This is a genomic window from Enterobacter asburiae (assembly GCF_008080435.1).
Classification (GTDB): Bacteria; Pseudomonadota; Gammaproteobacteria; order Enterobacterales; family Enterobacteriaceae; genus Enterobacter; species Enterobacter asburiae_C.
The window spans coordinates 295,603-319,955 of sequence record NZ_VRKN01000001.1; the positions used below are offsets into that span (position 1 = coordinate 295,603).

The window sequence follows — 24,353 nt, forward strand, 5'->3', positions numbered from 1 at the left end:
GGGCAGCGATAGTAGCACTCCCCGTAAAACACAGGTAAAGCAATCTTAAAATTAAGATCCAATTGCTTATTCCGTGGACAACATTAAGCGTAGCCGTCCCCCGGCACCCCAAATTTGGCACTGCCAGGAGGAACAGCGGTGGCTAATTTGATTAAGATACGCCGTTCCCAATGTCCCAAGCGGCACACCGTTACTCACCTGAATATGATGTTCACCGGTATTCAGTGAAGCATTGAGACCTGCTGAAACGAGGATCAGATTCTTTAAACCGCTGTGGTAATAGCCGACCAGCAGCGGGAACTGTCCCGGCAAATTGGCCTGACGAAAAAGCTGGTTTACCTGTTTGAGTAAACTGCCTAACTCAGGCAACCGTTGTCCCTGATGCGATAACTGTTCCTGCAGCAAACCATTAAATAGCGCACGAAGAAGCAACGCGGCTAATACACCATTATCCCCCGCACGGGTGACATCCAGAGAATAAAACGCAAGGTCGGAATCCGAAAGTGGTGCGATATCCAGCACCAGTCCTGGTTGGTCAGCCGCCACCAGCTGGCGATAATTTACGCGACAGTGTGAAATAGTTTGCTGTACGGGCGGCTGAAGTTCTTGCAACAGTTTCGCTGCGGCAGGCGGATTACTCACCAGGGCATCCCAGTCCTGGAAAAGACGCTCCTCTTCCTCTACCCGGGAATTAAACATATTCGGATAAAGGCACGCTAAGACCGTTTCTCGCAGCCGATTCAGATCCTTAACCGGTTTAAGCAGAATATCCTGTACGCCAAGACGTAATGCTTTGGCGATATCCGCCATATTCTCTGTGGCAGAGATCACCAGAATCGGCGTCTGGTTGCCTTCGTTACGCAGATGTTCAACCAGCTTCAGCCCATTCATGCGCGGCATTGCAATGTCGCAAATCATCAAATCGGGGGTAATGCTGATCATTTTTTCCAGGGCGTCGATGCCATCTTCAGCCAGTGAAGTGATTGCGCCCAGCGAGGATAACCACGAATCCAGTAGCGATCGGAAAACGGGCTCGTCTTCAACAATCAAAATGTGTTTTCCGGCCAATGGCTGCGTCATGGTTCCTCCCCTGGCTGACAGTAACTAAATAGTGGCATGCGATCGGCACTATCGCCTGTCAGATTTTGCTGAAGTAATCAAAAAAAGGTGCTTAACGTGCGGTCTGCACAAAAGGCAACAATTCGTCCATTTTCTTTTCGACGGCTAACGAGCCCGCTGCGATGGCGGCCTCAGCCCGATGGAAATCAAGGGTAGAGATTTGCGGACAGTAAGGCTGAATAAGAATATCCGGAGGGTCGCCAGCCATACGATTACGCTTAAGGCGATTCTCCAGTACCTGGATTGACGTGGTCATGATTTCTATCGCCGTCGGCGCGGCAAGCGAGCGACGTGCGGCCATACGCCCGATTCTGCCACGCAGGCGCTCATGCCAGGCCAGTTTCTCGCCCTCGGCATCTTCGCTCTGGAGATTGACCGGCATGAGGTCCTGTTGCATCAGGTGGGCGTCGTGCTGCAGGTCGACGGCAATCACGATATCCGCCCCCATTGCACGCGTCAGAGAAATGGGAACCGGGTTAACGACGCCACCATCGACAAGCCAGTAGCCGTTATGTGGGACAGGTGCCATGAGCCCCGGCATACTGCAGGAGGCACGCACAGCAAGATGGATATCCCCTTCGGTTAGCCAGAGTTCGCGTCCTGTACTGAGGTTCGTCGCGACGGCGCCGAAAGGCATCTGACAATCAGTGAAGTCTTCAAGAGGCATAACCTGGCGGAACTGGTTAAAAACGCGTTCGCCGCGCAATAGCCCACCACGCTGCCATGAGAGGTCCATCAGACGCAGCACGTCCCAGTAACTGAAGGAGCGCACCCACGTCTCGAGTTCCGGAAGCTTCCCGCACGCGTAAGCGGAGCCGACAAGCGATCCGATTGAACATCCTGCGACAATATCAACGTCAATGCCCATCTTGTTTAAGGCATTAATCACGCCGATGTGTGACCATCCCCGGGCTGCACCTGAGCCCAGCGCCAGTCCAATTTTAACCTTTCTCATTAGCCCTGTTTTACTTCCCCTGGATTCCTGACATAGCGTCAACGCAACAGCTCAGTTAACATAGTGCTACCCGAAGCGTTTTACGCCTTTAATTTTTTATTCCAGGAAGAGAATCGTGTCTCAACTCTGCCCTTGTGGTAGCGCTCTGGAGTATAGCCTATGTTGCCAGCGATATCTTTCTGGCGATCAGGTTGCACCAGACCCGTCACACCTCATGCGTTCACGGTACACTGCTTTTGTGATCAAAGACGCAGACTACCTGATCAAAACCTGGCATCCCTCCTGCCACGCTGCCGAATTCAGGCGGGACATCGAAACCGGGTTTGCGAACACGCAGTGGCTCGGCCTTACCGTCTATGAATCTTCAACCGGCAGTCATGTTGAAGAAGGTTACGTCAGCTTTGTTGCCCGTTTTACCGAGAATAATAAACCGGGCGCCATTATCGAGCGTTCCCGGTTCTTAAAGGAAAGCGGGCAATGGTATTATATTGACGGAACGCGCCCACAGTTTGGTCGTAACGATCCCTGCCCATGTGGTTCAGGTAAAAAATTTAAAAAGTGTTGCGGGCAGTAGTGCCTGACAACCCAGACTTCGCAAATACAAACAGGATTTCCAGGCGATGCAATCATTACAACGTAAAGTTCTGCGCACCATCTGTCCCGATCAAAAAGGACTGATCGCACGAATTACCAACATTTGCTACAAACATGAACTGAATATCGTGCAGAACAACGAGTTCGTTGACCACCGTACCGGCCGCTTCTTTATGCGTACCGAGCTGGAAGGTATTTTCAACGACACCACCCTGCTTGCCGATCTGGACAGCGCGCTGCCGGAAGGTTCCGTGCGCGAGCTGACCCCAGCCGGTCGACGCCGCATCGTGATCCTGGTGACCAAAGAAGCACACTGTCTGGGCGACCTGCTGATGAAAGCCAACTACGGTGGCCTGGATGTCGATATCGCCGCCGTCATCGGTAACCACGAGACGCTGCGTACGCTGGTTGAGCGTTTTGATATTCCGTTCGAGCTGGTGAGCCACGAAGGCCACACGCGTGAAGAACACGACGATCTGATGGCACAGGCTATTGAAGCGCATAGCCCGGACTACGTGGTGCTGGCGAAATACATGCGCGTGTTAACGCCATCCTTCGTGTCGCGCTTCCCTAACAAGATTATCAACATTCATCACTCGTTCCTGCCCGCCTTCATTGGCGCACGCCCTTATCACCAGGCCTACGAGCGCGGCGTGAAAATCATCGGTGCAACCGCCCACTACGTAAATGACAACCTGGACGAAGGTCCAATCATTATGCAGGACGTGATCCATGTGGATCATACCTATACCGCAGAAGACATGATGCGCGCAGGACGTGACGTTGAGAAAAATGTGTTAAGCCGTGCGCTGTATCAGGTGCTGGCCCAGCGCGTCTTCGTTTACGGCAACAGAACGATTATTCTTTGATCGACTGAGAAATGAATTGGTTAGCTTTACAGCTTTACGTGTAAAAATCAGGCAACCGGTACATTTTTGTTGTGGTATCGCTTTACAGGGGCGCCTCATTTGATATGATGCGCCCCGCTTCCAGCAGGAAGCAGGCCAGTAAAAAAAGCATTACCCCGTGGTGGGGTTCCCGAGCGGCCAAAGGGAGCAGACTGTAAATCTGCCGTCATCGACTTCGAAGGTTCGAATCCTTCCCCCACCACCATCTCTCAGCATGACCTCAAAATTTGAATTACCCCTGGTGGGGTTCCCGAGCGGCCAAAGGGAGCAGACTGTAAATCTGCCGTCATCGACTTCGAAGGTTCGAATCCTTCCCCCACCACCATTACTTCCCCAACATAAAAAACCGCGTCCGCCTTCGTAGGCTGGGTAAGGCGTAGCCGCCACCCGGCGACAGGCGACTACATCGGCGGCAAACGGCGCTTTACCGGCGAACTTTTCACAATCGACGTATTACACTGGGCATGCTCTGCCAGGCCGTCCAGCAACATATCCAGTTGCTCTATCGAGCGCACCACCAGCCTAATCACAAAGCAATCTTCCCCGGTGACTTTGTCGCTCTCAATACACTCCGGCATCGCCTGAATGTGCTTGTCCACCTTATGCAACAACCCCGGCAAAGGCCGCACGCGCACCAGCGCCTGCAGCGTATACCCCAGCGCCGCCAGATTCACCCGTGCGCCATACCCCTGAATCACACCGCGCTCTTCCAGCCTTTTCAGGCGCTCTGCGGTGCTGGGGGAAGTCAGACCGATGCGTCCGCTGAGCACCTTTAAAGACATGCGCGCATCCTCGACCAGACAGGCTAGAATTTGTCGGTCGATATCATCGAGAAGGTATTCCATCTTTTTCGCCTAATTTTAAAAAGCCATTAACCTATTTAACCTTATATCACCCCTGTAAAACCCGACAGCAATTTTCGACAATAGCGTCATTAATCAGGAGGTGGGTGATGCGTGATTTCCATAAAGGCGTCTGGCAAATGAGCCTGGCGATGTTAATTTCCGGCTCTATCGGTGCGTTTGTTTTACTCAGCGGCCTGCCGGTAACGGAAGTGGTGTTCTGGCGCTGTCTTATCGGGGCAATGGCGCTTTTTATTTTTATCCGGGTAAGTCAGAAGCCCTTTAGCCCCCTCACCCGCACCACGCTGCTGTTGGCCATTCTCGGCGGCGTAGCGCTCGTGGTGAACTGGCTGCTGCTCTTCGCAGCCTATGAACGGATCTCTATTGGTCTTTCTACCGTGGTCTATAACACCCAGCCGTTTATGCTGGTCTTGATGGGGATGTTTTTAGGGGAACGCGTCAGCCTGGTGAAATGGAGCTGGCTGGTCCTCGCCTTTGGCGGCGTGGTGATATTGCTCTCCAGTGAGCTAACCGGCGCGCATGGCAGTGAATGGCTCGCCGGAATCGGTCTGGCGTTGGCCGCGGCTTTCTTCTACGCGGTCACGGCCATTATTGCCCGCAAACTCAGATCCGTTGCGCCACAGCATATTGCCTTTATCCAGGTGCTGACTGGCGTCGTGATGCTTTTACCGTTTGCCAGCATGCCGTCATTTTCCGGTGATTTTCCCTGGCCGATCCTGCTGACGCTGGGCATCGTCCATACCGGCATTATGTACCAGCTGCTCTACAGCGCAATTCAGAAGCTGCCTACGCCCATTACCGGCTCCCTGTCGTTTATCTATCCGGTGGTGGCGATCGTTGTCGATAACCTGGTGTTCGGACACTCGCTGAACCTGACGCAGCTGGCGGGCGGAGCACTGATCCTCTTTGCTGCAGCGGGCAACAACCTGGGCTGGGACGAAAAAAAACCCCGCGAGTGCGGGGTGAGTATCAAAACGGTGAATTAGCGACGGGCGCGTACAATCTGGTATTTGCGCGTCAGGTACTCCACCGGCGCGCTCCAGATATGCACCAGACGAGAGAACGGGAACAGCACAAACAGCGTCATCCCCAGCACCAGGTGAACGCGGAAGATAAACGCCACGCCGTCCAGGTGCGCGGACGCTCCGCCGTGGAAGGTCACCACGGACTGCGCCCAGCCGACCAGCTTCATCATTTCGCTCCCGTCCATATGCTGCGCCGAGAACGGAATGGTCAGCAGGCCCAGCGCACACTGCACCATCAGCAGGGAGAGGATCAGAATGTCCGCTGCGGTAGTGGTTGCACGCACGCGCGGGCTGAACAGACGACGTTTCAGCAGCAGCAGGCCACCGACCAGGGTCATCACGCCGCAGGCACCGCCGGCAATCATCGCCATCTTCTGCTTCACCTCGATCGGTAGCCACGCTTCATACATCCAGTGCGGCGTCAGCATCCCAAGGAAGTGACCGGCAAAAATCCCCAGAATACCGATGTGGAACAGGTTAGAGCCCACATGCATCCCTTTACGATCCAGCATCTGGCTGGAGGCAGCACGCCAGGTGTACTGGCCGTAGTCGTAACGCAGCCAGCTTCCCACCAGGAACACGGTGCCCGCGATATACGGGTAAATGTCAAAGAAGAACATATTCAGGAAGTGCATTAGTGCCGTCCTCCGTTAGAGATATTCAAATATTGCGGGGCAACCGCGCCGGCAAAACGACGCTGGTGAGCGGAGATTTCAGACTCGCCGCAGTTCTGGTCAGCAAAGAATTTCACCTGCTCTTCTTCCCAGACCGCATCCAGCGCTTGTGGCGTATCATCGCGGGCTTCATCCGCGATTTTCTCCGCCACTTTTTCACTGTCGACCGCGGCGTTGGCCAGCTTCACCAGCAGATCGAACAGCACCGCATAGCGGCTCTCGCGCTGCTGAAGACGCGCACCGAGCAGCGCCAGGATCGGCGCGATGTCCTGCAGACCGCCCAGCGCCTCTTCTTTCGGCAGCTGCGCCAGGTACTCCAGATACAGCGGCAGATGATCCGGCAGCTCACGGCTGTCGAGCTGCAGGCCGTGCTGTTCGTACTGGGCCATCAGGTCTACCATCGCCTGACCGCGGTCACGGGATTCACCGTGCACGTGTTCAAACAGCAGTAACGAGGTCGCACGACCACGATCAAACAGCTGGCTGTAGTCCGACTGGGCATCCAGAAGGTCGCGCGCTAGCAGATCGCGGAGGAAGACGCTCAGCTTCTGGGCATCGTCTTTATCCAGGTTTTCAGATGACGCGAGTGCATCAAAGAGTTCCTGCTGATGCTGCGCAAGCGCAGCATCCGGGTACTCGAGCAGACGCGAAACAATGACGAGTTCAATCATTGGTGCGGCTCCGTTTTGCTGGTCACATCCATGGCATCGATGCGGCGGCTGTTGAACAGGTTGAATTTGCTGTCTGACCCGTGGCAACCGTCGCCAAAAGTAAAGCCACAGCCATTTTTTTCCGGGAAGGCTTCGCGGGCCAGTTCACGGTGGCTGCTCGGCACCACGAAACGGTCTTCGTAGTTGGCAATCGCCAGATAGCGGTACATTTCCTGCGCCTGCGCTTCGGTCAGACCGACCTCTTCCAGCGCGCGGGTATCGGTTACACCGTCTACGGTTTCCGCACGTTTGAAGTGACGCATCGCCAGCATACGTTTCAACGCGAGCAGTACCGGCTGGGTGTCCCCTGCGGTCAGCAGGTTGGCCAGGTATTGAACCGGGATACGCAGGCTTTCCACGTCCGGCAGGATGCCGTTGCTGCCCAGTTCACCTGCGTCAGCTACAGACTGAATCGGCGACAGCGGCGGCACGTACCAGACCATCGGCAGGGTGCGGTATTCCGGATGCAACGGCAGCGCGAGCTTCCAGTCCATCGCCATTTTGTACACCGGAGACTGCTGCGCCGCGTCGATGACGCTCTGCGGCACGCCGTCTTTCAGCGCCTGCTCAATCACCTTCGGATCGTTCGGATCGAGGAACACGTCCAGCTGACGCTGATACAGATCTTTCTCGTGCTCGGTGCTGGCGGCGTTTTCAATCGCGTCCGCGTCATACAGCAGCACGCCGAGGTAACGAATACGGCCTACGCAGCTTTCGGAGCAGACGGTTGGCATCCCGGCTTCAATACGCGGATAGCAGAAGATGCACTTCTCAGACTTGCCGCTCTTCCAGTTGAAGTAGATTTTTTTGTACGGGCAACCGGTGATACACATACGCCAGCCGCGGCACTTGTCCTGGTCGATCAGCACGATGCCATCTTCTTCACGCTTGTAGATGGCGCCGCTCGGGCAGGTTGCCACGCACGCCGGGTTGAGGCAGTGTTCGCACAGGCGCGGCAGGTACATCATGAACGTGTTTTCAAACTGGCCGTACATCGCCTTCTGCATGTTCTCGAAGTTTTTGTCTTTCGACAGCTTCTCAAACTCACCGCCCAGATCGTCTTCCCAGTTCGGGCCTTTCTCGATCTTGTCCAACCGCTTCCCGGTAATCAGTGAGCGAGGACGGGCAACCGGCTGATGCTTACCTTCCGCGGCGGTATGCAGATTCTGATAGTCAAAATCAAACGGCTCATAGTAATCATCAATGCCCGGCAGATGCGGGTTGGCGAATATTTTACCCAGCAGCATGGCACGGTTACCCATGCGCGGCTGAATTTTGCCGTTGATTTTGCGGATCCAGCCGCCTTTGTATTTTTCCTGATCTTCCCAGTTGGTCGGGAAGCCGGTGCCTGGCTTGGTTTCAACGTTGTTGAACCAGGCGTACTCGGTACCTTCGCGGCTGGTCCAGACGTTTTTACAGGTGACTGAGCAGGTATGACAGCCGATGCATTTATCCAGATTCAGCACCATGCCGACTTGTGAACGAATTTTCATTTTACGCTCTCCTGTACCTGGTCATTACCTTCACCATCTAACCAGTTAATATTCTTCATCTTACGAACCACCACGAACTCGTCGCGGTTCGATCCTACGGTGCCGTAGTAGTTAAAGCCGTAGGCCAACTGCGCATAACCACCGATCATATGGGTTGGCTTCGGCGTAATACGGGTGACCGAGTTATGAATACCGCCGCGCTGCTCTGTGAGTTCTGAGCCAGGAATGTTCACGATACGTTCCTGCGCGTGGTACATCATGGTCATCCCGGCCGGGACGCGCTGGCTGACGACTGCACGCGCAGTGAGTGAACCGTTGCTGTTAAACACTTCAATCCAGTCGTTATCCACAATACCCAGATCTTTCGCATCCGCTTCGCTCATCCAGACAATCGGACCACCGCGACCCAGCGTCAGCATCAGCAGGTTGTCGCTGTAGGTGGAGTGGATACCCCACTTCTGGTGCGGCGTCAGGAAGTTCAGCGCTTTCTCAGGGTTGCCGTTGGACTTCTCGCCCATCACGGCTTTCACCGAACGGGTGTCGATGGGTGGACGGTAAACCAGCAGGCTTTCACCGAAGTCACGCATCCACTGGTGATCCTGATACAGCGACTGACGGCCGGTCAGGGTGCGCCATGGGATCAGCTCGTGAACGTTGGTGTAGCCCGCGTTATAAGAAACGTGCTCATCTTCCAGGCCTGACCAGGTCGGGCTGGAGATAATCTTACGCGGCTGCGCCTGAATATCGCGGAAGCGGATTTTCTCTTCCTCTTTATTCGTCGCCAGATGCGTATGGTCGCGGCCGGTGAACTCGCTCAGTGCCGCCCAGGCTTTCACGGCAACGTGGCCGTTGGTTTCCGGCGCCAGGGTCAGGATCATCTCTGCCGCATCAATGGCCGTGTTCAGCATGGGCTGGCCTTTTGCCGGGCCGTCCGCTTTGGTGTAGTTGAGCTTACGCAGCAGATCCATTTCGCTCTGGGTGTTCCAGGCGATCCCTTTCCCGCCGTTACCGATTTTCTCCATCAGCGGGCCGATAGAGGTAAAGCGCTCGTAGGTTGCCGGGTAGTCGCGTTCAACCGGAATAATGTGCGGTGCGGTCACGCCAGGGATCAGGTCGCATTCGCCTTTTTTCCAGTCCTTCACGTCCAGCGGCTGCGCCAGTTCGGCGGCGGAGTCGTGCTGGATTGGCAGCGTCACCACGTCGGTCTCTTTGCCCAGGTGCCCAACGCAGACTTCGGAGAATTTCTTCGCGATGTCTTTGTAGATATCCCAGTCGCTTTTCGATTCCCACGCCGGGTCAACGGCCGCAGACAGCGGATGAATAAACGGATGCATATCCGAGGTATTCATGTCGTCTTTTTCGTACCAGGTCGCGGTTGGCAGCACGATGTCGGAGTACAGGCAGGTGCTGGACAGACGGAAATCGAGCGTCACCACCAGATCCAGCTTGCCGTCGAGACCGTTATCTTTCCACTCCACCTCTTCCGGCTTCACGCCGCCCTGCTTGCCGAGATCTTTACCCTGAATACCGTGCTCGGTACCGAGCAGATACTTCAGCATGAACTCGTGACCTTTACCGGATGAACCCAGCAGGTTGGAGCGCCAGATGAACAGGTTACGTGGATGGTTTTTACCGTTTTCAGGCTGTTCCGCCGCAAAGCGAATAGAACCTTCTTTCAGAGACTTAACGGTATAGTCCACCGGTGTCATGCCCGCTTTCTTCGCCGCTTCCGCAATGCGCAGCGGGTTAGTGCCCAGTTGCGGCGCCGACGGCAGCCAGCCCATGCGTTCAGCGCGCACATTGAAGTCAATCAGGTGGCCGCTGTAGCGGGATTTATCCGCCATCGGCGACAGCAGTTCCTGCGCGGTGACCGTTTCGTAGCGCCACTGGCTGGAGTGGTTATAGAAGTAAGAGGTGCTGTTCATATGGCGTGCAGGTCGCTGCCAGTCGAGGGCAAATGCCAGCGGCTGCCAGCCGGTCTGCGGACGCAGTTTTTCCTGGCCTACATAGTGCGCCCAGCCGCCGCCGCTCTGACCGACACAGCCGCAGAAGATCAGCATGTTGATCAGTCCGCGATAGTTCATATCGAGGTGATACCAGTGGTTCAGACCCGCACCGACGATGATCATCGAACGTCCATGCGTTTTGTCCGCGTTTTCTGCGAACTCACGTGCGATACGGGTAATGTGTGCGCGAGGAACACCGGTAATCTGTTCCGCCCAGGCCGGGGTGTAGGCTTTCACATCGTCATAGCCGGTTGCGCAGTTTTCATCGCCCAGACCGCGTTCCAGACCATAGTTCGCCATGGTCAGGTCATAAACGGTGGTGACCAGTGCGGTAGAACCGTCGGCCAACTGCAGGCGTTTAACCGGCAGTTTGTGCATCAGAACGTTTTTCAGTTCAACCTTGTTGAAATGCTCAGAACCTTCACCGCCGAAGTACGGGAACCCGACTTCAGCGATCTCGTCCTGGCTACCCAGCATGCTCAGGCGCAGCTCCGTCTCTTCGCCGGTGGTGCCGTTACGTTGTTCAAGGTTCCACTTGCCCTTCTCGCCCCAGCGGAAGCCGATAGAGCCGTTTGGCGCCACCAGCTCGCCGTTGCTGTTATACGCAACGGTTTTCCACTCAGGGTTATTGTCCTGGCCCAGCGAATCCACCAGATCGGCAGCGCGCAGCGTACGGCCGGCGGCATAGTAACCCTCACGCTCTTCCAGCATGACCAGCATTGGCATGTCGGTGTAGCGGCGAACGTAGTCGGTGAAGTACTGGCTTGGCTTATCAAGATGGAATTCGCGCAGCATAACGTGGCCCATCGCCATCGCCATCGCCGCATCGGTACCCTGTTTCGGCGCCAGCCACAGATCGCAAAGCTTGGCGATTTCCGCGTAGTCAGGGGTCACCGCCACGGTTTTGGTGCCTTTGTAACGGACTTCGGTGAAGAAGTGCGCGTCAGGCGTACGGGTCTGAGGAACGTTTGAGCCCCAGGCGATGATGTAGCTGGAGTTGTACCAGTCCGCAGATTCCGGCACGTCGGTCTGCTCGCCCCAGGTCTGTGGAGACGCAGGCGGCAGGTCGCAGTACCAGTCGTAGAAGCTCAGGCAGGTACCGCCGATAAGCGACAGATAGCGCGCCCCGGAGGCGTAAGAGACCATCGACATCGCCGGGATGGGCGAGAAGCCCGCCACGCGGTCAGGGCCGTAGGTTTTGACGGTGTAAACGTTGGAGGCGGCAATCAGCTCGTTCACCTCTTTCCATGAGGAGCGAACGAAACCACCGCGACCGCGAGCCTGCTTGAAGCTTTTTGCTTTGTCCGCGTCTTCGATGATGGACGCCCAGGCATCCACCGGATCGCTGTGCTGCACTTTCGCCTCACGCCACATCTTCATCAGGCGCTTGCGCATCAGCGGGTATTTCAGACGGTTCGCGCTGTAGAGATACCAGGAGTAGCTGGCGCCACGCGGGCAGCCGCGCGGTTCGTGGTTTGGCATATCCGGGCGGGTGCGCGGATAGTCGGTCTGCTGCATTTCCCAGGTCACCAGACCGTTTTTAACGAAAATCTTCCAGCTACATGAGCCAGTACAGTTCACGCCGTGGGTCGAACGGACGACTTTGTCATGCTGCCAGCGCTGACGGTAACCGTCTTCCCAGTCCCGGTTGGTATCCAGAACCTGGCCGTGCCCATCGGCAAAAGTTTCACCCTTCTGTTTGAAGTAGCGAAACCGGTCCAAAAATTTGCTCATCGGGTATCTCCTGTGTGGAGCCTGTGGCTCTCTAAATCGACATTGCTGATTTGCAGCGAAGGTAACGCCCTGAAAGAGGGGGAGAATTGATAACGATCAAGACGACGAGGGACTTTCAGGCGTGGAGTGGTTCCGAATACCACCAAAGCGGTATCTTCAAAAAAATTCTATCCGCATGAAATTTAGAGTTATTTCTGTTTTATCGTACAAAAAGCCAGTCAACATTTAACATCTCAGGTATTAAGGGGTAGAGCGACCTGTAAAGCGATGGCGATCGCAGCGTTACCCGCAGGCTTCCTCTGTAAACCCATCAGTATGTTGTAACTATTTTAAGCCCAAAAAAAACGCGGCCCGAAGGCCGCGTAAACGGATAATCACACTTACTTATTTTTCTTAGTATTACGGCCATATACCAGCCACGTAATCACAACGCAGGCGATATAGAAGACGAGGAAGACTTTCATGGCGCCCGCCGGAGAGCCGGTCAGGTCCAGAGAGATACCGAACGCTTTCGGGATAAAGAAGCCGCCAATCGCGCCGATGGCAGAGATAAAGCCCAGCGCCGCGGCCGTATCCGTCGCCGCTTCGCGCATCGCCTGCTCTTCGCTCCCGCCCTGCGCTTTCACGCGGTCCATGGTCAGCTTGCGGAAGATCACGGAGATCATCTGGAAGGTAGACGCACTCCCCAGCCCGGCCGTCAGGAACAGCACCATAAACACGCCGAAGAAGGCGATGAAGTTACCGCCCTGCCCGTCGGCTGGCAGCGTAAGGAACAGCAGCGCGCAGAAGACCGCCATCACGATGAAGTTCACCAGCGTCACGCGGGTACCGCCTAGGCGGTCAGACACCATGCCGCCCAGCGAACGCGCCAGAGCACCAATGAACGGCCCGAAGAAGGCAAAGTGCAGGATCTGAATCTCCGGGAACTGCGTTTTCGACAGCATCGCGAAGCCCGCAGAGAAGCCGATAAACGAGCCGAAGGTGGCCAGATACAGCAGCGCCATCACCCAGAGGTGTCCTCGCTTCAGCACCGGCAGCTGTTCGCTCAGCGATGCCTTCGACGCGGACAGGTCATTCATAAAGAACCAGGCTGCGAGGGTGAAGACCACCAGGAAAGGTACCCAGATCCAGGCTGCGTTTTGCAGATAGAGGGAAGAACCATCCGCCTGCTCAACGCCACCGCCGCCAAAGGCCGCAAAAATGGAGACCGAGATCGCCAGCGGAGCAATCAGCTGCATCACGCTGACGCCCATGTTCCCCAGACCGCCGTTAATCCCCAGCGCGCCGCCCTGCTTCGCTTTCGGGAAGAAGAAGCTGATGTTCGCCATGCTGGAGGCGAAGTTCGCACCCGCAAAACCGCACAGCAGGGAGATAATCACGAACACGCTAAACGGCGTAGAGGTATCCTGCACCGCGAAGCCAAGCCACACGCACGGGACGATCATGATGCCCGTACTGAACGCCGTCCAGCGACGACCGCCAAACACCGGCACCATAAACGCGTAAGGTACTCGCAGCAGCGCGCCTGACAGCGACGGCAGTGCGGTCAGCATGAACAGCTGATCGGTCGTAAACGTAAACCCAACTTTTGGCAGATTGACCGCCACCGCACTAAACAACATCCATACGCAAAACGCTAATAACAGACACGGCACGGAAATCCACAGATTCCGGCTTGCTACACGATGGCCGCGCTGTTGCCAGAACGCCGGATCCTCTGGACGCCAGTCTGTAATAACGGCACCATTTTCCCTTTCGGGAGCGGATGAGTGACTCATAGACACCTCTGATTCTCGAATGATGCTGCAAACATTAGGGTTTTAGGGCGGCGGTAAGTTGATATAAATCAAAGGAAAAGTGGGGGGATTTGCGGTGCAAAATAAGGCCTCACCCTTAGTGAGTAGGCTAATTCGGTAAAAAAGACGTGGTTTTTCACGGTACTGACGGTTCCTGGCTACCCCCACCTTCTTCCCTCTACTTCGCTGGCAATTTAGGGGTAATCCTTTATTGGTATGGGTATACTCCTGAGTATGCACCAGAATAGCGCCATTCCTGCAAGCAGGCCACGTCAGGAGCACGCCACCTCTATGTTAAAAAGATGTTTATCTCCGCTGACACTCGTGAATCAGCTAGCCCTGATTGTTTTGCTGTCCACCGCCATCGGCGTGACCGGCATGGCGATCTCCGGCTGGCTGGTACAGGGCGTACAGGGTAATGCGCATGCCATCAACGAGGCAGGCTCGCTACGCATGCAGAGTTATCGTCTGCTGGCATCTGTTCCCCTGACGCAGGACGATCGGCCCCTGATTGATGAAATGGAGCGTACGGTCTTCAGCCCCGAACTGGAAAACGCCGCTATCCGCGCCGGTCAGCAATCCCAGCTTAACGCCCTTCAGGGCTACTGGCACACCCAGCTGGCGCCCGGGCTGAAACAGGCGCGCAGCACAGAAACCGTTGCGCAGGACGTGGCGGGGTTCGTCTCACGCATTGATGCGCTGGTCTCCTCTTTCGACCAAACCACCGAATTACGCATCGACCGGGTGGTGATGGTGCACCGCGCGATGGCGCTGTTTATGGGTCTGCTGCTGATCTTCACCATCGTCTGGCTCCGCGCGCGGCTGCTGAATCCCTGGAAACAGCTGCTGGCAATGGCCCGCGCGGTCACCGCACGCGATTTTACCCAGCGCACGCACATCAGCGGGCGCAACGAGATGGCCATGCTCGGCCAGGCACTTAATACCATGTCGGCAGAGCTCTCCGAGAGCTACGCGGTGCTGGAGCAACGTGTTCAGGAAAAAACGGCCGGACTGGAGCAGAAAAACGAGATCCTCTCCTTCCTGTGGCAGGCCAACCGTCGTTTGCACATGCAGGTGCCGCTATGCGAACGCCTCTCGCCGGTGCTGAATGGCCTGCAAAATTTGACCCTGCTTCACGACCTGGAGCTGCGGGTTTACGATGTGGAAGACGAAGATAACCATCAGGAATTTACCTGCCAGTCCGATATGTCCTGTGATGACAAAGGCTGCCATCTTTGCCCTCGCGGCCTGCCGCTGCTGGCGTCCGGCGGCACCACCCTGAAGTGGCGCCTGACCGACAGCCACACCCAGTACGGTATTCTGCTGGCAACGCTGCCAGCCGGGCGTCACCTGAGTCACGACCAGCAGCAGCTGGTTGATACACTGGTTGAACAGTTAACGGCCACGCTGGCGCTCGACAGGCATCAGGAAAAACAGCAGCAGCTGATCGTCATGGAAGAGCGCGCGACTATTGCCCGCGAGCTTCACGACTCTATCGCCCAGTCGCTCTCCTGTATGAAAATGCAGGTGAGCTGCCTGCAGATGCAGGATGCGCAGATGCCGGAAAGCAACAAGCAGCTGCTCAGCCAGATCCGCAACGAGCTGAACACCTCCTGGATACAGCTTCGCGAGCTGCTGACCACCTTCCGCCTGCAGCTGACCGAGCCGGGCCTGCGCCCGGCGCTGGAGGCCAGCTGTCACGAATTTAGCGCCCGGCTGGGGTTCCCGGTAAAGCTGGACTACCAGCTGCCACCGCGGTTTGTCCCCTCCCACCAGGCCATACATTTACTGCAGATCGCCCGTGAAGCGCTGAGCAACGTGCTCAAGCATTCCGGCGCGACGGCGGTAACGGTCACCGTCAGCCAGCACAACAATCAGGTGAAGCTCACGGTTCACGACAACGGCCGCGGCGTGCCGGAAAATGCCGAACGCACTAACCACTATGGTTTAATTATTATGCGAGACCGCGCCCAAAGCCTGCGCGGTGATTGCCAGGTTCGCCGGAGAGAGACGGGCGGCACGGAAGTTGTCGTCACCTTTATTCCCGAGAAACCGCTCACAACTGCTCAAGGAGAAACCCATGACTAATCAGGAACCGGCATCCATCCTGTTGATCGACGACCATCCGATGCTGCGTACTGGCGTGAAACAGCTGGTCAGCATGGCACCCGATATTACCGTGGTTGGCGAAGCCAGCAACGGTGAACAGGGCATTGAGCTTGCCGAATCCCTCGATCCCGATCTGATCCTGCTCGATCTGAATATGCCGGGCATGAACGGTCTGGAAACCCTCGACAAGCTGCGGGAGAAATCGCTTTCCGGGCGCATCGTCGTCTTTAGCGTGTCGAACCATGAAGAGGATGTGGTCACGGCGCTGAAGCGCGGAGCGGATGGTTATTTGCTGAAGGATATGGAGCCGGAAGACTTGCTTAAGGCACTGCAGCAGGCTGCGGCGGGCGAGATGGTTCTCAGCGAAGCCTTAACGCCGGTCCTGGCCGCCAGCCTGCGGGCAAACCGTGCCACCTCTGACCGTGACGTCAGCCAGTTAACGCCGCGTGAGCGCGATATTCTCAAACTCATTGCCCAGGGGCTGCCGAACAAAATGATCGCCCGCCGCCTGGATATCACCGAAAGCACGGTCAAAGTGCACGTGAAGCATATGCTGAAGAAAATGAAGTTAAAATCCCGCGTTGAGGCCGCCGTGTGGGTGCATCAGGAACGCATTTTTTAAGGACTACTCCTCCGGCAGAAGCTTCCAGCGCGGGTCGTTGTCCGGCAATGCGACCAGCGGCTGCACGACGGTCAGCACGATCTCATTGGACGAGACGCGCTGGCCTTTCTCATCTTCCACCACCGCCGACAGGTGCCAGCGGTTTGTCGCCCCTTGACGGTCATCCCAGGCAGGCATAATCACACTCCAGCCATCGCTGCTGTTGCTTTTGGCCGGCGACGTCAGGCTCAGTACCTGCGTATCCCCCTGCCAGTGGATCTGACGAATGCCGTGTGTGCTGCGAACCTCAAGCTTCAGCATAACGGTCTCGCCCCCTTTCAGATCCCACGGCGGCGTTGCCAGCCAGACGGACAGCGTTTTACGCTGGCGGAACTCCATCACCGGCAGGCTATTGCGCTCCGGCGAGTCATAGCGGCTTCCGCGCAGGGAACGCGTGGCGGCAACTTCACCGGCGGAAAGCTGCTTAACCAGCGGCACGCCAAAGCGGTAGTTGAGCTTCAGTCCGAGGTTATTCTGGCTCTCGCCACTTTCGCCCTGCTTATGCGCGGCGGTCAAGGTGACCAGCGGAACGGGGGTATAGTTAAGCCCCAAATTCACCGCCACGGGATTGTGATAGCCGGTTCCGCTGTTGAAGAGGTCGACGTTATCGCCAAAGTATTGCTCGAAGCTGACGCTGGTATTCAGATGATGGAGCCACGGCAGCCAGGCTTTAGCGGTGACGTCATATCCACGCGCCATGCGCTGCTCCTGGACGTCGGTGCGCTCGCGCCAGCCGGCAAAGGGCTGATAATAGTTGGCTGACAGGCGCAGATTTTCCCCCCACATTTCCGCACCCAGCCCGGCACGCTGCAGGTTTTCATCCAGAAGGTTATCGTAAAAAGTGTTGTAACCCAGCAGCCATTTCCCGGCGACCCAGCGCTGACCGATTCCAGCGTTACTGACCAGGCCATCCGTCTGCTGGGTCAGGCCAAGCTGGCTCCAGCTCAGATAGCGGTTGTTATCGTTCCAGGGGATAAACCAGCTCCCGCTGCTGCCGTTAAATTTGCCATCGTTATCCACCAGTAAGTTCACGCTGGCGTTCCCCCAGGGCGAAAGCCAGGACTCAATCTGCTGGTTCACTTCGCCGCTCACCGCGTCGCGCACCTGACCAAACGCAAACTGACGCGCCTGCTCGCCCGTTGTCAGGCCGTTGTCGGTCATGCTGGCTTCACCGAAGGCTTTTGCCATTTCGGCCAGGTGTTTTTCCCCCTCGCCGGTTGGGGCGGCCATGCCGAGATCGGGCAGAGTGTCCCCATTATTATCAAAGGGATGTTCTGCCTGCTGGATAAAGGAATGCGGCGCACCGTGAACGGCTCCGGCCGCAAGAAGGGAGAGTAATAACAGAAAACGAATGCGGGACGATACAGCCATCAACGTCGGGATTAGCGCCTGAGTTTTATAAAAGACCCTCTTACCTTAACGTCATTGGGAAAGAATTGCAGCCTTACAGGACATTTCAGGAATATCCTGAAGTTTATTGTCGGCTGCAGGCAGCGTACACTCGCTAAACCCTATATTATTCGTGCCTTTATAAGAACAGGAGTCAACATGCAAAAGATTGTGATCGTCGCCAACGGTGCGGCCTACGGCAGCGAGTCCCTTTTTAACAGCCTGCGCCTGGCCATTGCGCTGCGTGAAAAAGAGAGTGACCTGGCGTTACGACTCTTTTTAATGTCGGACGCGGTCACCGCCGGGCTGAAGGGCCAAAAACCGGCAGAGGGCTATAACATTCAGCAGATGCTGGAGATCCTGACCGCGCAAAACGTGCCGGTGAAGCTGTGCAAGACCTGCACCGACGGTCGCGGCATTACCGGACTGCCGCTGATTGATGGCGTAGAAATAGGTACGCTGGTTGAGTTGGCCGAGTGGACGCTGTCCGCTGATAAAGTATTAACTTTTTAATAATAAACCCGTAAAAATATTATTTTCTTATGGACGCGGTTTCAGCATCAAGTTTACCTGCAGGGTTGCCGATAGGCATGGAAACAACACAGCAGGTATTTCACTTATGTTCAGATCGATTCGTGCACGCATCATCGTTGCGACGGCAGGCTGTCTGGTCGTCGCCCTTCTCCTTAATACCGTTATCAACTTCCAGGTCACACGTCAGGATAACCAGCAGTCTCAGCGCGATATCCTGACCAGCACCAGCGCCAGCCATAACATGGCGATTGCCGACTGGGTAAAAAGCAAGATGACGGTGATCGCCTCCGCGCAGACCGTTGCGCTGAGTGACGATCCGGTTCCGGTGTTTAAACAGCTTGCGCAGGCGGGTGGATTCACCAACGTCTATGTTGGCTACGCCAGCAAAACGGCGAAATTCTCTGAACCAGCGGGCGTTCCGGCGGATTATGACCCGACCATTCGCCCGTGGTATCAGCAGGTGGTCAGCACAGACGGTCCGGTTGTTACCGCGCCCTACGTTGACGCGGGAACCGGTAAACTGGTGGTGACCTTCGCCGTGCCGGTGAAAGAAAATGGTACCCTGAAAGCGGTTGTGGCGGGCGATGTGGCCATGGACAGCGTGGTGGCAAACGTGCGCGGGATCCATCCAACCCCTGCCAGCAGCGGGTTGCTTTTGAACAGTGACGGCAGCGTGATTGCCGCTAACGATCCGGCCCTGACGCTTAAACCGTTTGCAGAGACGATCAAAGGCATTGATTTTGCGGCGCTGAAAAGCGGTAACCCCGTCGACGGAACGCTGAACGACGCTGAAAAAACCTTCGTGGCGACAGCCGTGCCGGGCACAAACTGGCTGCTGGTCGTCGCGCTCGACAATGGCGACGCCACCTCCGGCATGCGTTCCCTGCTTAAAGCATCGGCGATTTCGCTGGTGATCCTGGCACTCCTGAGCGCGGCCATTGTTCACTTCCTGATTGCCCGCCTGCTGAAGCGTCTGTCCGACATTCGTGACGCGATGCACAACATTGCCAACGGCACCAACGATCTGTCGCAGCGCCTGCCGGACAACGGCGAGGACGAGGTCGCGCAGATTGCCCAGGCCTTTAACGCCTTCAGCGATAAGCTGTCGGTGGTGATGGTTCAGCTCCGTGATGCCAGTGAATCGGTAAAAAACGCTGCGCAGGAGATTGCCGCAGGTAACCAGGATCTTTCCGGACGTACCGAGCAGGCGGCATCCAGCCTGCGCGAGACGGCCAGCGCCGTGGAGCAGATCACCGCCTCCGTGACGCAGTCGAATGAATCGGCGGCAGAAGCCAACGATCAGGCGAGCAAAGCCTCAGCGGCCGCTGCGCGCGGCGGCGAGGTGGTATCGCAGGCGATCAGCACCATGCAGTCCATTGAAGTCGCGTCGGCAAAAATTGGCGATATCACCAGCGTGATTGACGGCATTGCTTTCCAGACCAATATTCTGGCGCTGAACGCCTCCGTCGAGGCGGCGCGTGCCGGTGAGCAGGGTCGCGGGTTTGCCGTGGTGGCAGGCGAAGTGCGTAACCTGGCGAGCCGTAGCGCTCAGGCGGCAAAAGAGATCAAATCCCTGATTGATTCCACCACCGACAGCGTGGCAACCGGCTCCCGTTACGTGCATCTGGCAGGGGAAAGCATGGATGAGATCCGCTCCAGCATCGGCAGCGTCTCTGGCATCATGCGCGAAATTTCCATCGCCACCAGCGAGCAGATGAAAGGCATTCACGAGATCAACCACGCGGTGACCCATCTCGACCGCATGGTCCAGCAGAACGCCGAGCTGGTGGTGGAATCCGCCGCCGCTGCGGGTGCACTGCAGAGCCAGGCGGGCGACCTTGCTGAAACAGCCGGCCATTTCCGTATTTAATTTTATTCCGGCGCGGGTTTACCGGGTAAAACCCGCGCCAGCTGAATGCTTTCAGGTGTTTTGTCATTTTTGTTTAAACGTTATGCCATTTTTTGATCAAAATCATCATCCCTCGCCCCCCGCTTTGGTGTTATGCAATGAGTAATTTGTGAACAATATCACGCTCGGGATGGGCAAAATCGACGGGGTAAAAAATGGCACTGGTAAAAACAAGTTTGAAACTGTTTGGCGGGGATACGGTAGTGGTGCGTTGCTCAGAGCGCTGTCGTATTCATCTGATGAGTGCGAAAGCACAAAAACAATCCCAGGCGGATATTCTGACCGTGCAGGATGATAAAGCGTGGCTTACTGTGCCGTATACCGGCACATGGGATGTGCTGATCGACAGCCACAGTCAGTCGCTGGAGCATTCCGTCAGCTACGTGGCCGCATAACATTAAACGCCCGGCAAGCCGGGCGTATTATCAGGCAAAACCTGCTCGCAGCGTGCTGTTGAGCGGGTTCCCTTCCAGCAGCGCCTTCACCTTCACCACCAGCTCATTCAGACAATCGTCCTTCATGCCGAGGCGGGTTAGCTCCTGATCGAGGGAGAAGAGATACTGCGCGTTGGTGCCCAGCGGCCCGCTCGCGGTGGCAATCAACGGGGCAATCACCTGCGTACGGGTATCCGCTTCATACAGTGGATGGCGCGGGTCCATAATAAACACCAGCGCATTGACGGTACGACCGTCGTCCAGTTCCAGCTTGCACCAGCTCGGCATATAGCAGCCGGTGATCATCTCGCGCTTCCAGAGCAGCGTGAGCTCCTCTTCCAGCGTGGCATCCGGAAGGCGATACGCTACGCCCGTGGTGCGTCCGCCCTCTTTCAGTGCAAGCATGCGCCCCGGCTGGCACGCACTACCGCGTCCGGCTGTCAGGCGCAGACAAAATGCGCGATGCCAGCCAGGCAGCGTTCCCGTTGCCGATTCGACAAATTCCAGAGCCGGGTTCCACATCAGGGAACCGTAGCCAAAAATCCATACCGGGCCATCATCCGGGCGGCAGGCAAGCGTGGCAGCGAGTGACGCCGCACGTTGTTCAGCTGACCAGAGAAGCGATTCCTCAATAGCACCAAATGCCGTCTTACAATCTGCCTTCATTAAGAAATCACGCGTTAACACTTTACACCTCCGCCACTGCATGCTTCCTTGCGACATCTGTAATTCGCCTTCCCGGCCTTAGGTGCTGGTCATTTTGCCAGCAGTTAAATAACGATAAGCAATTAGCGGACCAGTTGCAATACAACGGAAGTTCAACCGCCTGAAAAGTCAAAATGAAGGCAGCGAATTATTTCACGGCTATTTCTTTTTATGCCATTTATCGTCGTCTCCTTTCTCATATTCATGTTTTACGGCGGCCCAGGCGACTTTGTGCGCCGTTTCTTCACGGCTGGCATCATCCCGGCGATCGTCCTTATCTTTGTATTGTTCCCAGGCACTGTTAAACGCCTCTTTGTAGATATCCTGCGCGTGAGCGGGCAGCACGTTTTGCACGTTATCGGGTAATTCGCGTTTCGTTTTATAAGGCATCACTAACCTCTCTTTTGGTTAAAGAGATAAGTGTGGACGATGATGTGGCATGGTGCCACCCGGCGATCATTTATGAATATATGATATTTATAATTTATTGTTATTTAATAAATATTAAATAAAGACAGCGTATTATAGCCATCAAGAATGAAAATAATAGCAAAGGGTAAAATTAAGTAAAAAATAAAGGGTATTTAACAGAGATCTGTTAGTTTAATGACCTCAAAAATCTATCTATAATTACAAGCACCTGCATTGATGGAGAAGCACATGACAGCAACACACGAGGCGGTAAAGACCCGCCACAAGGAGACGTCACTCATTTTCCCGGTTCTGGCACTGGCTGTGCTGCTCTTCTGGGGAAGCAGTCAGTCACTGCCAGTGGTGGTTGGTATCAATATTCTTGCCCTGGTCGGCATCTTAACCAGCGCATTTAGCGTTGTTCGCCATGCGGACGTCCTGGCACACCGTCTGGGCGAGCCGTACGGATCGTTAATTCTCAGCCTATCCGTCGTTATTCTCGAAGTCAGCCTGATCTCCGCGCTCATGGCGACCGGCGATGCCGCGCCGACGCTGATGCGCGACACGCTCTACTCGATCATTATGATTGTGACGGGCGGTCTGGTGGGTTTCTCTCTGCTACTGGGCGGCCGCAAGTTCGCAACCCAGTATATGAACCTGTTCGGCATTAAACAGTATCTGATTGCCCTCTTCCCGCTGGCCATTATCGTACTGGTCTTCCCGATGGCGCTGCCGGGCGCGAATTTTTCTACCGGTCAGGCACTGCTGGTCGCACTGATTTCCGCCGCCATGTACGGCGTATTCCTGTTGATCCAGACCAAAACGCACCAGAGCCTGTTTGTGTACGAGCATGAAGATGACGGTGACGATGATGACCCGCACCATGGTAAGCCGTCGGCCCACAGCAGCGCGTGGCATACGGTTTGGCTGATCGTGCATCTGATTGCGGTGATTGCGGTCACCAAGATGAATGCCAACCCGCTGGAAACACTGTTAACCGAGCTGAACGCGCCGGTAGCGTTTACCGGCTTCCTGGTGGCCCTGCTGATTCTGTCCCCTGAAGGGCTGGGCGCGCTGAAAGCGGTGTTGAATAATCAGGTGCAGCGTGCAATGAACCTGTTCTTCGGCTCCGTACTGGCGACGATTTCACTCACCGTACCGGTGGTGACGCTGATTGCCTTTATGACGGGCAACGAGTTGCAGTTTGCGCTGGGTGCGCCGGAGATGATCGTGATGGTGGCATCATTGCTGCTGTGCCAGATTTCGTTCTCAACCGGACGCACCAACGTGCTGAACGGCGCAGCGCATATGGCGTTGTTTATTGCGTACTTAATGACGATTTTTGCGTAGCCTTTTTTGCCCAGCGGCGCTTCGCTTGCAGGGCCTACGGGTTTTGTAGGCCGGGTAAGCGCAGCACCACCCGGCAATATGCCCCATAAAAAAACCCGCCGAAGCGGGTTTTTTATTAGTTGCTGGTATCCAGCTCGTCGAAGCTCTTCACCAGATCGTCAATCGCTTTGATCTGTTTCAGGAACGGCTCCAGCTTATCCAGCGGCAGCGCAGATGGGCCGTCGCATTTCGCATTAGCCGGATCCGGGTGCGCTTCAATAAACAGACCTGCCAGACCGGTCGCCATACCGGCACGCGCCAGCTCGGTAACCTGGGCACGACGGCCACCGGACGCGGCGCCGAACGGGTCGCGGCACTGCAGGGCGTGGGTCACGTCGAAAATCACCGGAGACTGGTTAGAGACGTTCTTCATCACGCTGAAGCCCAGCATATCCACAACCAGGTTGTCGTAACCGAAGTTAGCACCACGGTCACACAGGATGATTTTATCGTTGCCGCCTTCGATAAATTTATCGACGATGTTACCCATCTGGCCAGGGCTGACGAACTGTGGTTTTTTCACGTTAATCACGGCACCGGTTTTCGCCATCGCTGCAACCAGGTCGGTCTGGCGAGCCAGGAACGCCGGGAGCTGAATCACGTCCACCACGTCTGCCACCGGCTGCGCCTGTGAGGCTTCATGCACGTCGGTAATCACCTTCACGCCAAAGGTCTGCTTCAACTCCTGGAAAATTTTCATTCCCTCTTCCAGGCCCGGGCCACGGTAAGAGTTGATGGAGGAGCGGTTGGCTTTGTCAAAAGAGGCCTTAAACACGTACGGGATGCCCAGCTTCTGGGTCACGGTCACGTAGTGTTCGCAGATACGCATGGCGAGGTCGCGGGATTCCAGTACGTTCATGCCGCCAAACAGTACGAACGGCAGGTCGTTTGCTACCTTGATATCACCAATGCTAACCACTTTTTGTTTCATAGGA

The 24,353-nt window shown here is 56.0% G+C and carries 21 protein-coding genes and 2 tRNA genes; 11 read left to right on the plus strand and 12 right to left on the minus strand.

All coding sequences use genetic code 11. From position 1 onward, the window contains the following. Positions 1-66: 66 nt before the first annotated feature. Positions 67-1,080: a two-component system response regulator RssB gene (rssB, locus tag FU672_RS01380; RefSeq protein ID WP_063143897.1), complete on the minus strand. Its 1,014-nt coding sequence runs from the start codon at positions 1,078-1,080 to the stop codon at positions 67-69. A gap of 91 nt (positions 1,081-1,171) precedes the next feature. Next, positions 1,172-2,074, minus strand: coding sequence for a patatin-like phospholipase RssA (rssA, locus tag FU672_RS01385; protein WP_148241861.1), 903 nt, complete (start codon positions 2,072-2,074; stop codon positions 1,172-1,174). 115 nt (positions 2,075-2,189) lie between these two features. On the opposite strand from rssA, the gene FU672_RS01390 reads away from it, so the two are divergent. The 4 genes from FU672_RS01390 to FU672_RS01405 all read left to right on the plus strand — a co-directional run bounded on the left by FU672_RS01390 (position 2,190) and on the right by FU672_RS01405 (position 3,901). Further along, positions 2,190-2,648 (plus strand): YchJ family protein, encoded by a 459-nt coding sequence (locus tag FU672_RS01390; RefSeq protein ID WP_148241862.1) that lies wholly within the window; start codon positions 2,190-2,192, stop codon positions 2,646-2,648. A 46-nt stretch (positions 2,649-2,694) separates the two neighbouring features. Then, positions 2,695-3,537 (plus strand): formyltetrahydrofolate deformylase, encoded by an 843-nt coding sequence (purU, locus tag FU672_RS01395; protein ID WP_148241863.1) that lies wholly within the window; start codon positions 2,695-2,697, stop codon positions 3,535-3,537. Positions 3,538-3,696: 159 nt separating this feature from the next. Further along, positions 3,697-3,781: transfer RNA gene (locus FU672_RS01400), tRNA-Tyr, on the plus strand. 35 nt (positions 3,782-3,816) lie between these two features. After that, positions 3,817-3,901: transfer RNA gene (locus FU672_RS01405), tRNA-Tyr, on the plus strand. 76 nt (positions 3,902-3,977) lie between these two features. On the opposite strand, the gene FU672_RS01410 is transcribed toward FU672_RS01405, so the two are convergent. Continuing rightward, positions 3,978-4,421 (minus strand): Lrp/AsnC family transcriptional regulator, encoded by a 444-nt coding sequence (locus FU672_RS01410; RefSeq protein ID WP_148241864.1) that lies wholly within the window; start codon positions 4,419-4,421, stop codon positions 3,978-3,980. Positions 4,422-4,528: 107 nt separating this feature from the next. Between FU672_RS01410 and FU672_RS01415 the strand changes: the two genes are divergently transcribed. Further along, entirely contained in the window at positions 4,529-5,425 is an 897-nt protein-coding gene (locus FU672_RS01415) for a DMT family transporter (RefSeq protein WP_148241865.1), read from the plus strand. On the opposite strand, the gene narI is transcribed toward FU672_RS01415, so the two are convergent. From narI to FU672_RS01440, 5 genes are all read right to left on the minus strand, one after another. After that, positions 5,422-6,099, minus strand: coding sequence for a respiratory nitrate reductase subunit gamma (gene narI, locus FU672_RS01420; RefSeq protein WP_023312107.1), 678 nt, complete (start codon positions 6,097-6,099; stop codon positions 5,422-5,424). The two genes, FU672_RS01415 and narI, sit on opposite strands and share 4 nt — an antisense overlap. Continuing rightward, on the minus strand, positions 6,099-6,809 hold the full coding sequence (narJ, locus tag FU672_RS01425) for a nitrate reductase molybdenum cofactor assembly chaperone (RefSeq protein ID WP_148241866.1): 711 nt from the start codon (positions 6,807-6,809) through the stop codon (positions 6,099-6,101). The genes narI and narJ overlap by 1 nt, the downstream gene beginning before the upstream one ends. Continuing rightward, entirely contained in the window at positions 6,806-8,341 is a 1,536-nt protein-coding gene (gene narH / locus FU672_RS01430; protein ID WP_148241867.1) for a nitrate reductase subunit beta, read from the minus strand. Before narH ends, narJ begins: the two co-directional genes overlap by 4 nt. Beyond that, positions 8,338-12,081 (minus strand): nitrate reductase subunit alpha, encoded by a 3,744-nt coding sequence (locus tag FU672_RS01435; RefSeq protein WP_148241868.1) that lies wholly within the window; start codon positions 12,079-12,081, stop codon positions 8,338-8,340. Before FU672_RS01435 ends, narH begins: the two co-directional genes overlap by 4 nt. Before the next feature lie 380 nt (positions 12,082-12,461). Further along, positions 12,462-13,859 (minus strand): NarK family nitrate/nitrite MFS transporter, encoded by a 1,398-nt coding sequence (locus tag FU672_RS01440; protein ID WP_148241869.1) that lies wholly within the window; start codon positions 13,857-13,859, stop codon positions 12,462-12,464. A 309-nt stretch (positions 13,860-14,168) separates the two neighbouring features. Here FU672_RS01440 and narX point away from each other — a divergent pair, with 309 nt between their 5' ends. Both narX and narL read left to right on the plus strand, forming a co-directional pair. Then, positions 14,169-15,965 (plus strand): nitrate/nitrite two-component system sensor histidine kinase NarX, encoded by a 1,797-nt coding sequence (gene narX / locus FU672_RS01445; protein WP_148241870.1) that lies wholly within the window; start codon positions 14,169-14,171, stop codon positions 15,963-15,965. Further along, positions 15,958-16,608, plus strand: coding sequence for a two-component system response regulator NarL (gene narL, locus FU672_RS01450; RefSeq protein WP_008499531.1), 651 nt, complete (start codon positions 15,958-15,960; stop codon positions 16,606-16,608). Before narX ends, narL begins: the two co-directional genes overlap by 8 nt. 3 nt (positions 16,609-16,611) lie before the next feature. Here narL and FU672_RS01455 read toward each other — a convergent pair whose 3' ends face one another. Beyond that, complete coding sequence (locus FU672_RS01455; RefSeq protein ID WP_148241871.1) at positions 16,612-18,018, minus strand: YchO/YchP family invasin; 1,407 nt, start codon at positions 18,016-18,018, stop codon at positions 16,612-16,614. Between the two features lie 177 nt (positions 18,019-18,195). On the opposite strand from FU672_RS01455, the gene FU672_RS01460 reads away from it, so the two are divergent. From FU672_RS01460 to FU672_RS01470, 3 genes are all read left to right on the plus strand, one after another. After that, positions 18,196-18,549 carry a DsrE/DsrF/TusD sulfur relay family protein gene (locus FU672_RS01460; protein WP_008499522.1) on the plus strand — a complete coding sequence of 118 codons (354 nt, stop codon included), beginning with the start codon at positions 18,196-18,198 and terminating at the stop codon, positions 18,547-18,549. A gap of 106 nt (positions 18,550-18,655) precedes the next feature. After that, positions 18,656-20,440, plus strand: coding sequence for a methyl-accepting chemotaxis protein (locus FU672_RS01465; RefSeq protein WP_148241872.1), 1,785 nt, complete (start codon positions 18,656-18,658; stop codon positions 20,438-20,440). A gap of 194 nt (positions 20,441-20,634) precedes the next feature. Beyond that, a complete protein-coding gene (locus FU672_RS01470) occupies positions 20,635-20,874 on the plus strand; it encodes a DUF1883 domain-containing protein (protein ID WP_013096243.1) in 240 nt (79 codons plus the stop codon). Between the two features lie 30 nt (positions 20,875-20,904). Here FU672_RS01470 and FU672_RS01475 read toward each other — a convergent pair whose 3' ends face one another. Together FU672_RS01475 and chaB are read right to left on the minus strand one after the other, a co-directional pair. Next, positions 20,905-21,600: a gamma-glutamylcyclotransferase gene (locus tag FU672_RS01475; RefSeq protein WP_148241873.1), complete on the minus strand. Its 696-nt coding sequence runs from the start codon at positions 21,598-21,600 to the stop codon at positions 20,905-20,907. A gap of 177 nt (positions 21,601-21,777) precedes the next feature. After that, positions 21,778-22,008, minus strand: a complete 231-nt coding sequence (chaB, locus tag FU672_RS01480; RefSeq protein ID WP_021240355.1) for a putative cation transport regulator ChaB — start codon at positions 22,006-22,008, stop codon at positions 21,778-21,780. A gap of 270 nt (positions 22,009-22,278) precedes the next feature. Between chaB and chaA the strand changes: the two genes are divergently transcribed. Further along, the gene (gene chaA, locus FU672_RS01485) at positions 22,279-23,379 is read left to right on the plus strand and encodes a sodium-potassium/proton antiporter ChaA (RefSeq protein WP_023312122.1); all 1,101 of its coding nucleotides are present in this window, start codon (positions 22,279-22,281) and stop codon (positions 23,377-23,379) included. Positions 23,380-23,494: 115 nt separating this feature from the next. Here the strand turns inward: chaA and kdsA are convergent, their stop codons facing one another. Then, positions 23,495-24,349, minus strand: coding sequence for a 3-deoxy-8-phosphooctulonate synthase (gene kdsA / locus FU672_RS01490; RefSeq protein WP_148241874.1), 855 nt, complete (start codon positions 24,347-24,349; stop codon positions 23,495-23,497). Between the last annotated feature and the right edge of the window lie 4 nt (positions 24,350-24,353).

Coding starts and splice junctions, on each gene's coding strand:
- FU672_RS01435 (WP_148241868.1), bottom strand. CDS start 12,081: ATGAGCAAATTTTTGGACCGGTTTCGCTACTTCAAACAGAAGGGTGAA.
- FU672_RS01460 (WP_008499522.1), top strand. CDS start 18,196: ATGCAAAAGATTGTGATCGTCGCCAACGGTGCGGCCTACGGCAGCGAG.
- FU672_RS01440 (WP_148241869.1), bottom strand. CDS start 13,859: ATGAGTCACTCATCCGCTCCCGAAAGGGAAAATGGTGCCGTTATTACA.
- FU672_RS01455 (WP_148241871.1), bottom strand. CDS start 18,018: ATGGCTGTATCGTCCCGCATTCGTTTTCTGTTATTACTCTCCCTTCTT.
- narH (WP_148241867.1), bottom strand. CDS start 8,341: ATGAAAATTCGTTCACAAGTCGGCATGGTGCTGAATCTGGATAAATGC.
- chaB (WP_021240355.1), bottom strand. CDS start 22,008: ATGCCTTATAAAACGAAACGCGAATTACCCGATAACGTGCAAAACGTG.
- chaA (WP_023312122.1), top strand. CDS start 22,279: ATGACAGCAACACACGAGGCGGTAAAGACCCGCCACAAGGAGACGTCA.
- kdsA (WP_148241874.1), bottom strand. CDS start 24,349: ATGAAACAAAAAGTGGTTAGCATTGGTGATATCAAGGTAGCAAACGAC.
- FU672_RS01470 (WP_013096243.1), top strand. CDS start 20,635: ATGGCACTGGTAAAAACAAGTTTGAAACTGTTTGGCGGGGATACGGTA.
- FU672_RS01415 (WP_148241865.1), top strand. CDS start 4,529: ATGCGTGATTTCCATAAAGGCGTCTGGCAAATGAGCCTGGCGATGTTA.
- FU672_RS01465 (WP_148241872.1), top strand. CDS start 18,656: ATGTTCAGATCGATTCGTGCACGCATCATCGTTGCGACGGCAGGCTGT.
- FU672_RS01410 (WP_148241864.1), bottom strand. CDS start 4,421: ATGGAATACCTTCTCGATGATATCGACCGACAAATTCTAGCCTGTCTG.
- rssB (WP_063143897.1), bottom strand. CDS start 1,080: ATGACGCAGCCATTGGCCGGAAAACACATTTTGATTGTTGAAGACGAG.
- narL (WP_008499531.1), top strand. CDS start 15,958: ATGACTAATCAGGAACCGGCATCCATCCTGTTGATCGACGACCATCCG.
- narX (WP_148241870.1), top strand. CDS start 14,169: ATGTTAAAAAGATGTTTATCTCCGCTGACACTCGTGAATCAGCTAGCC.
- rssA (WP_148241861.1), bottom strand. CDS start 2,074: ATGAGAAAGGTTAAAATTGGACTGGCGCTGGGCTCAGGTGCAGCCCGG.
- narI (WP_023312107.1), bottom strand. CDS start 6,099: ATGCACTTCCTGAATATGTTCTTCTTTGACATTTACCCGTATATCGCG.
- narJ (WP_148241866.1), bottom strand. CDS start 6,809: ATGATTGAACTCGTCATTGTTTCGCGTCTGCTCGAGTACCCGGATGCT.
- purU (WP_148241863.1), top strand. CDS start 2,695: ATGCAATCATTACAACGTAAAGTTCTGCGCACCATCTGTCCCGATCAA.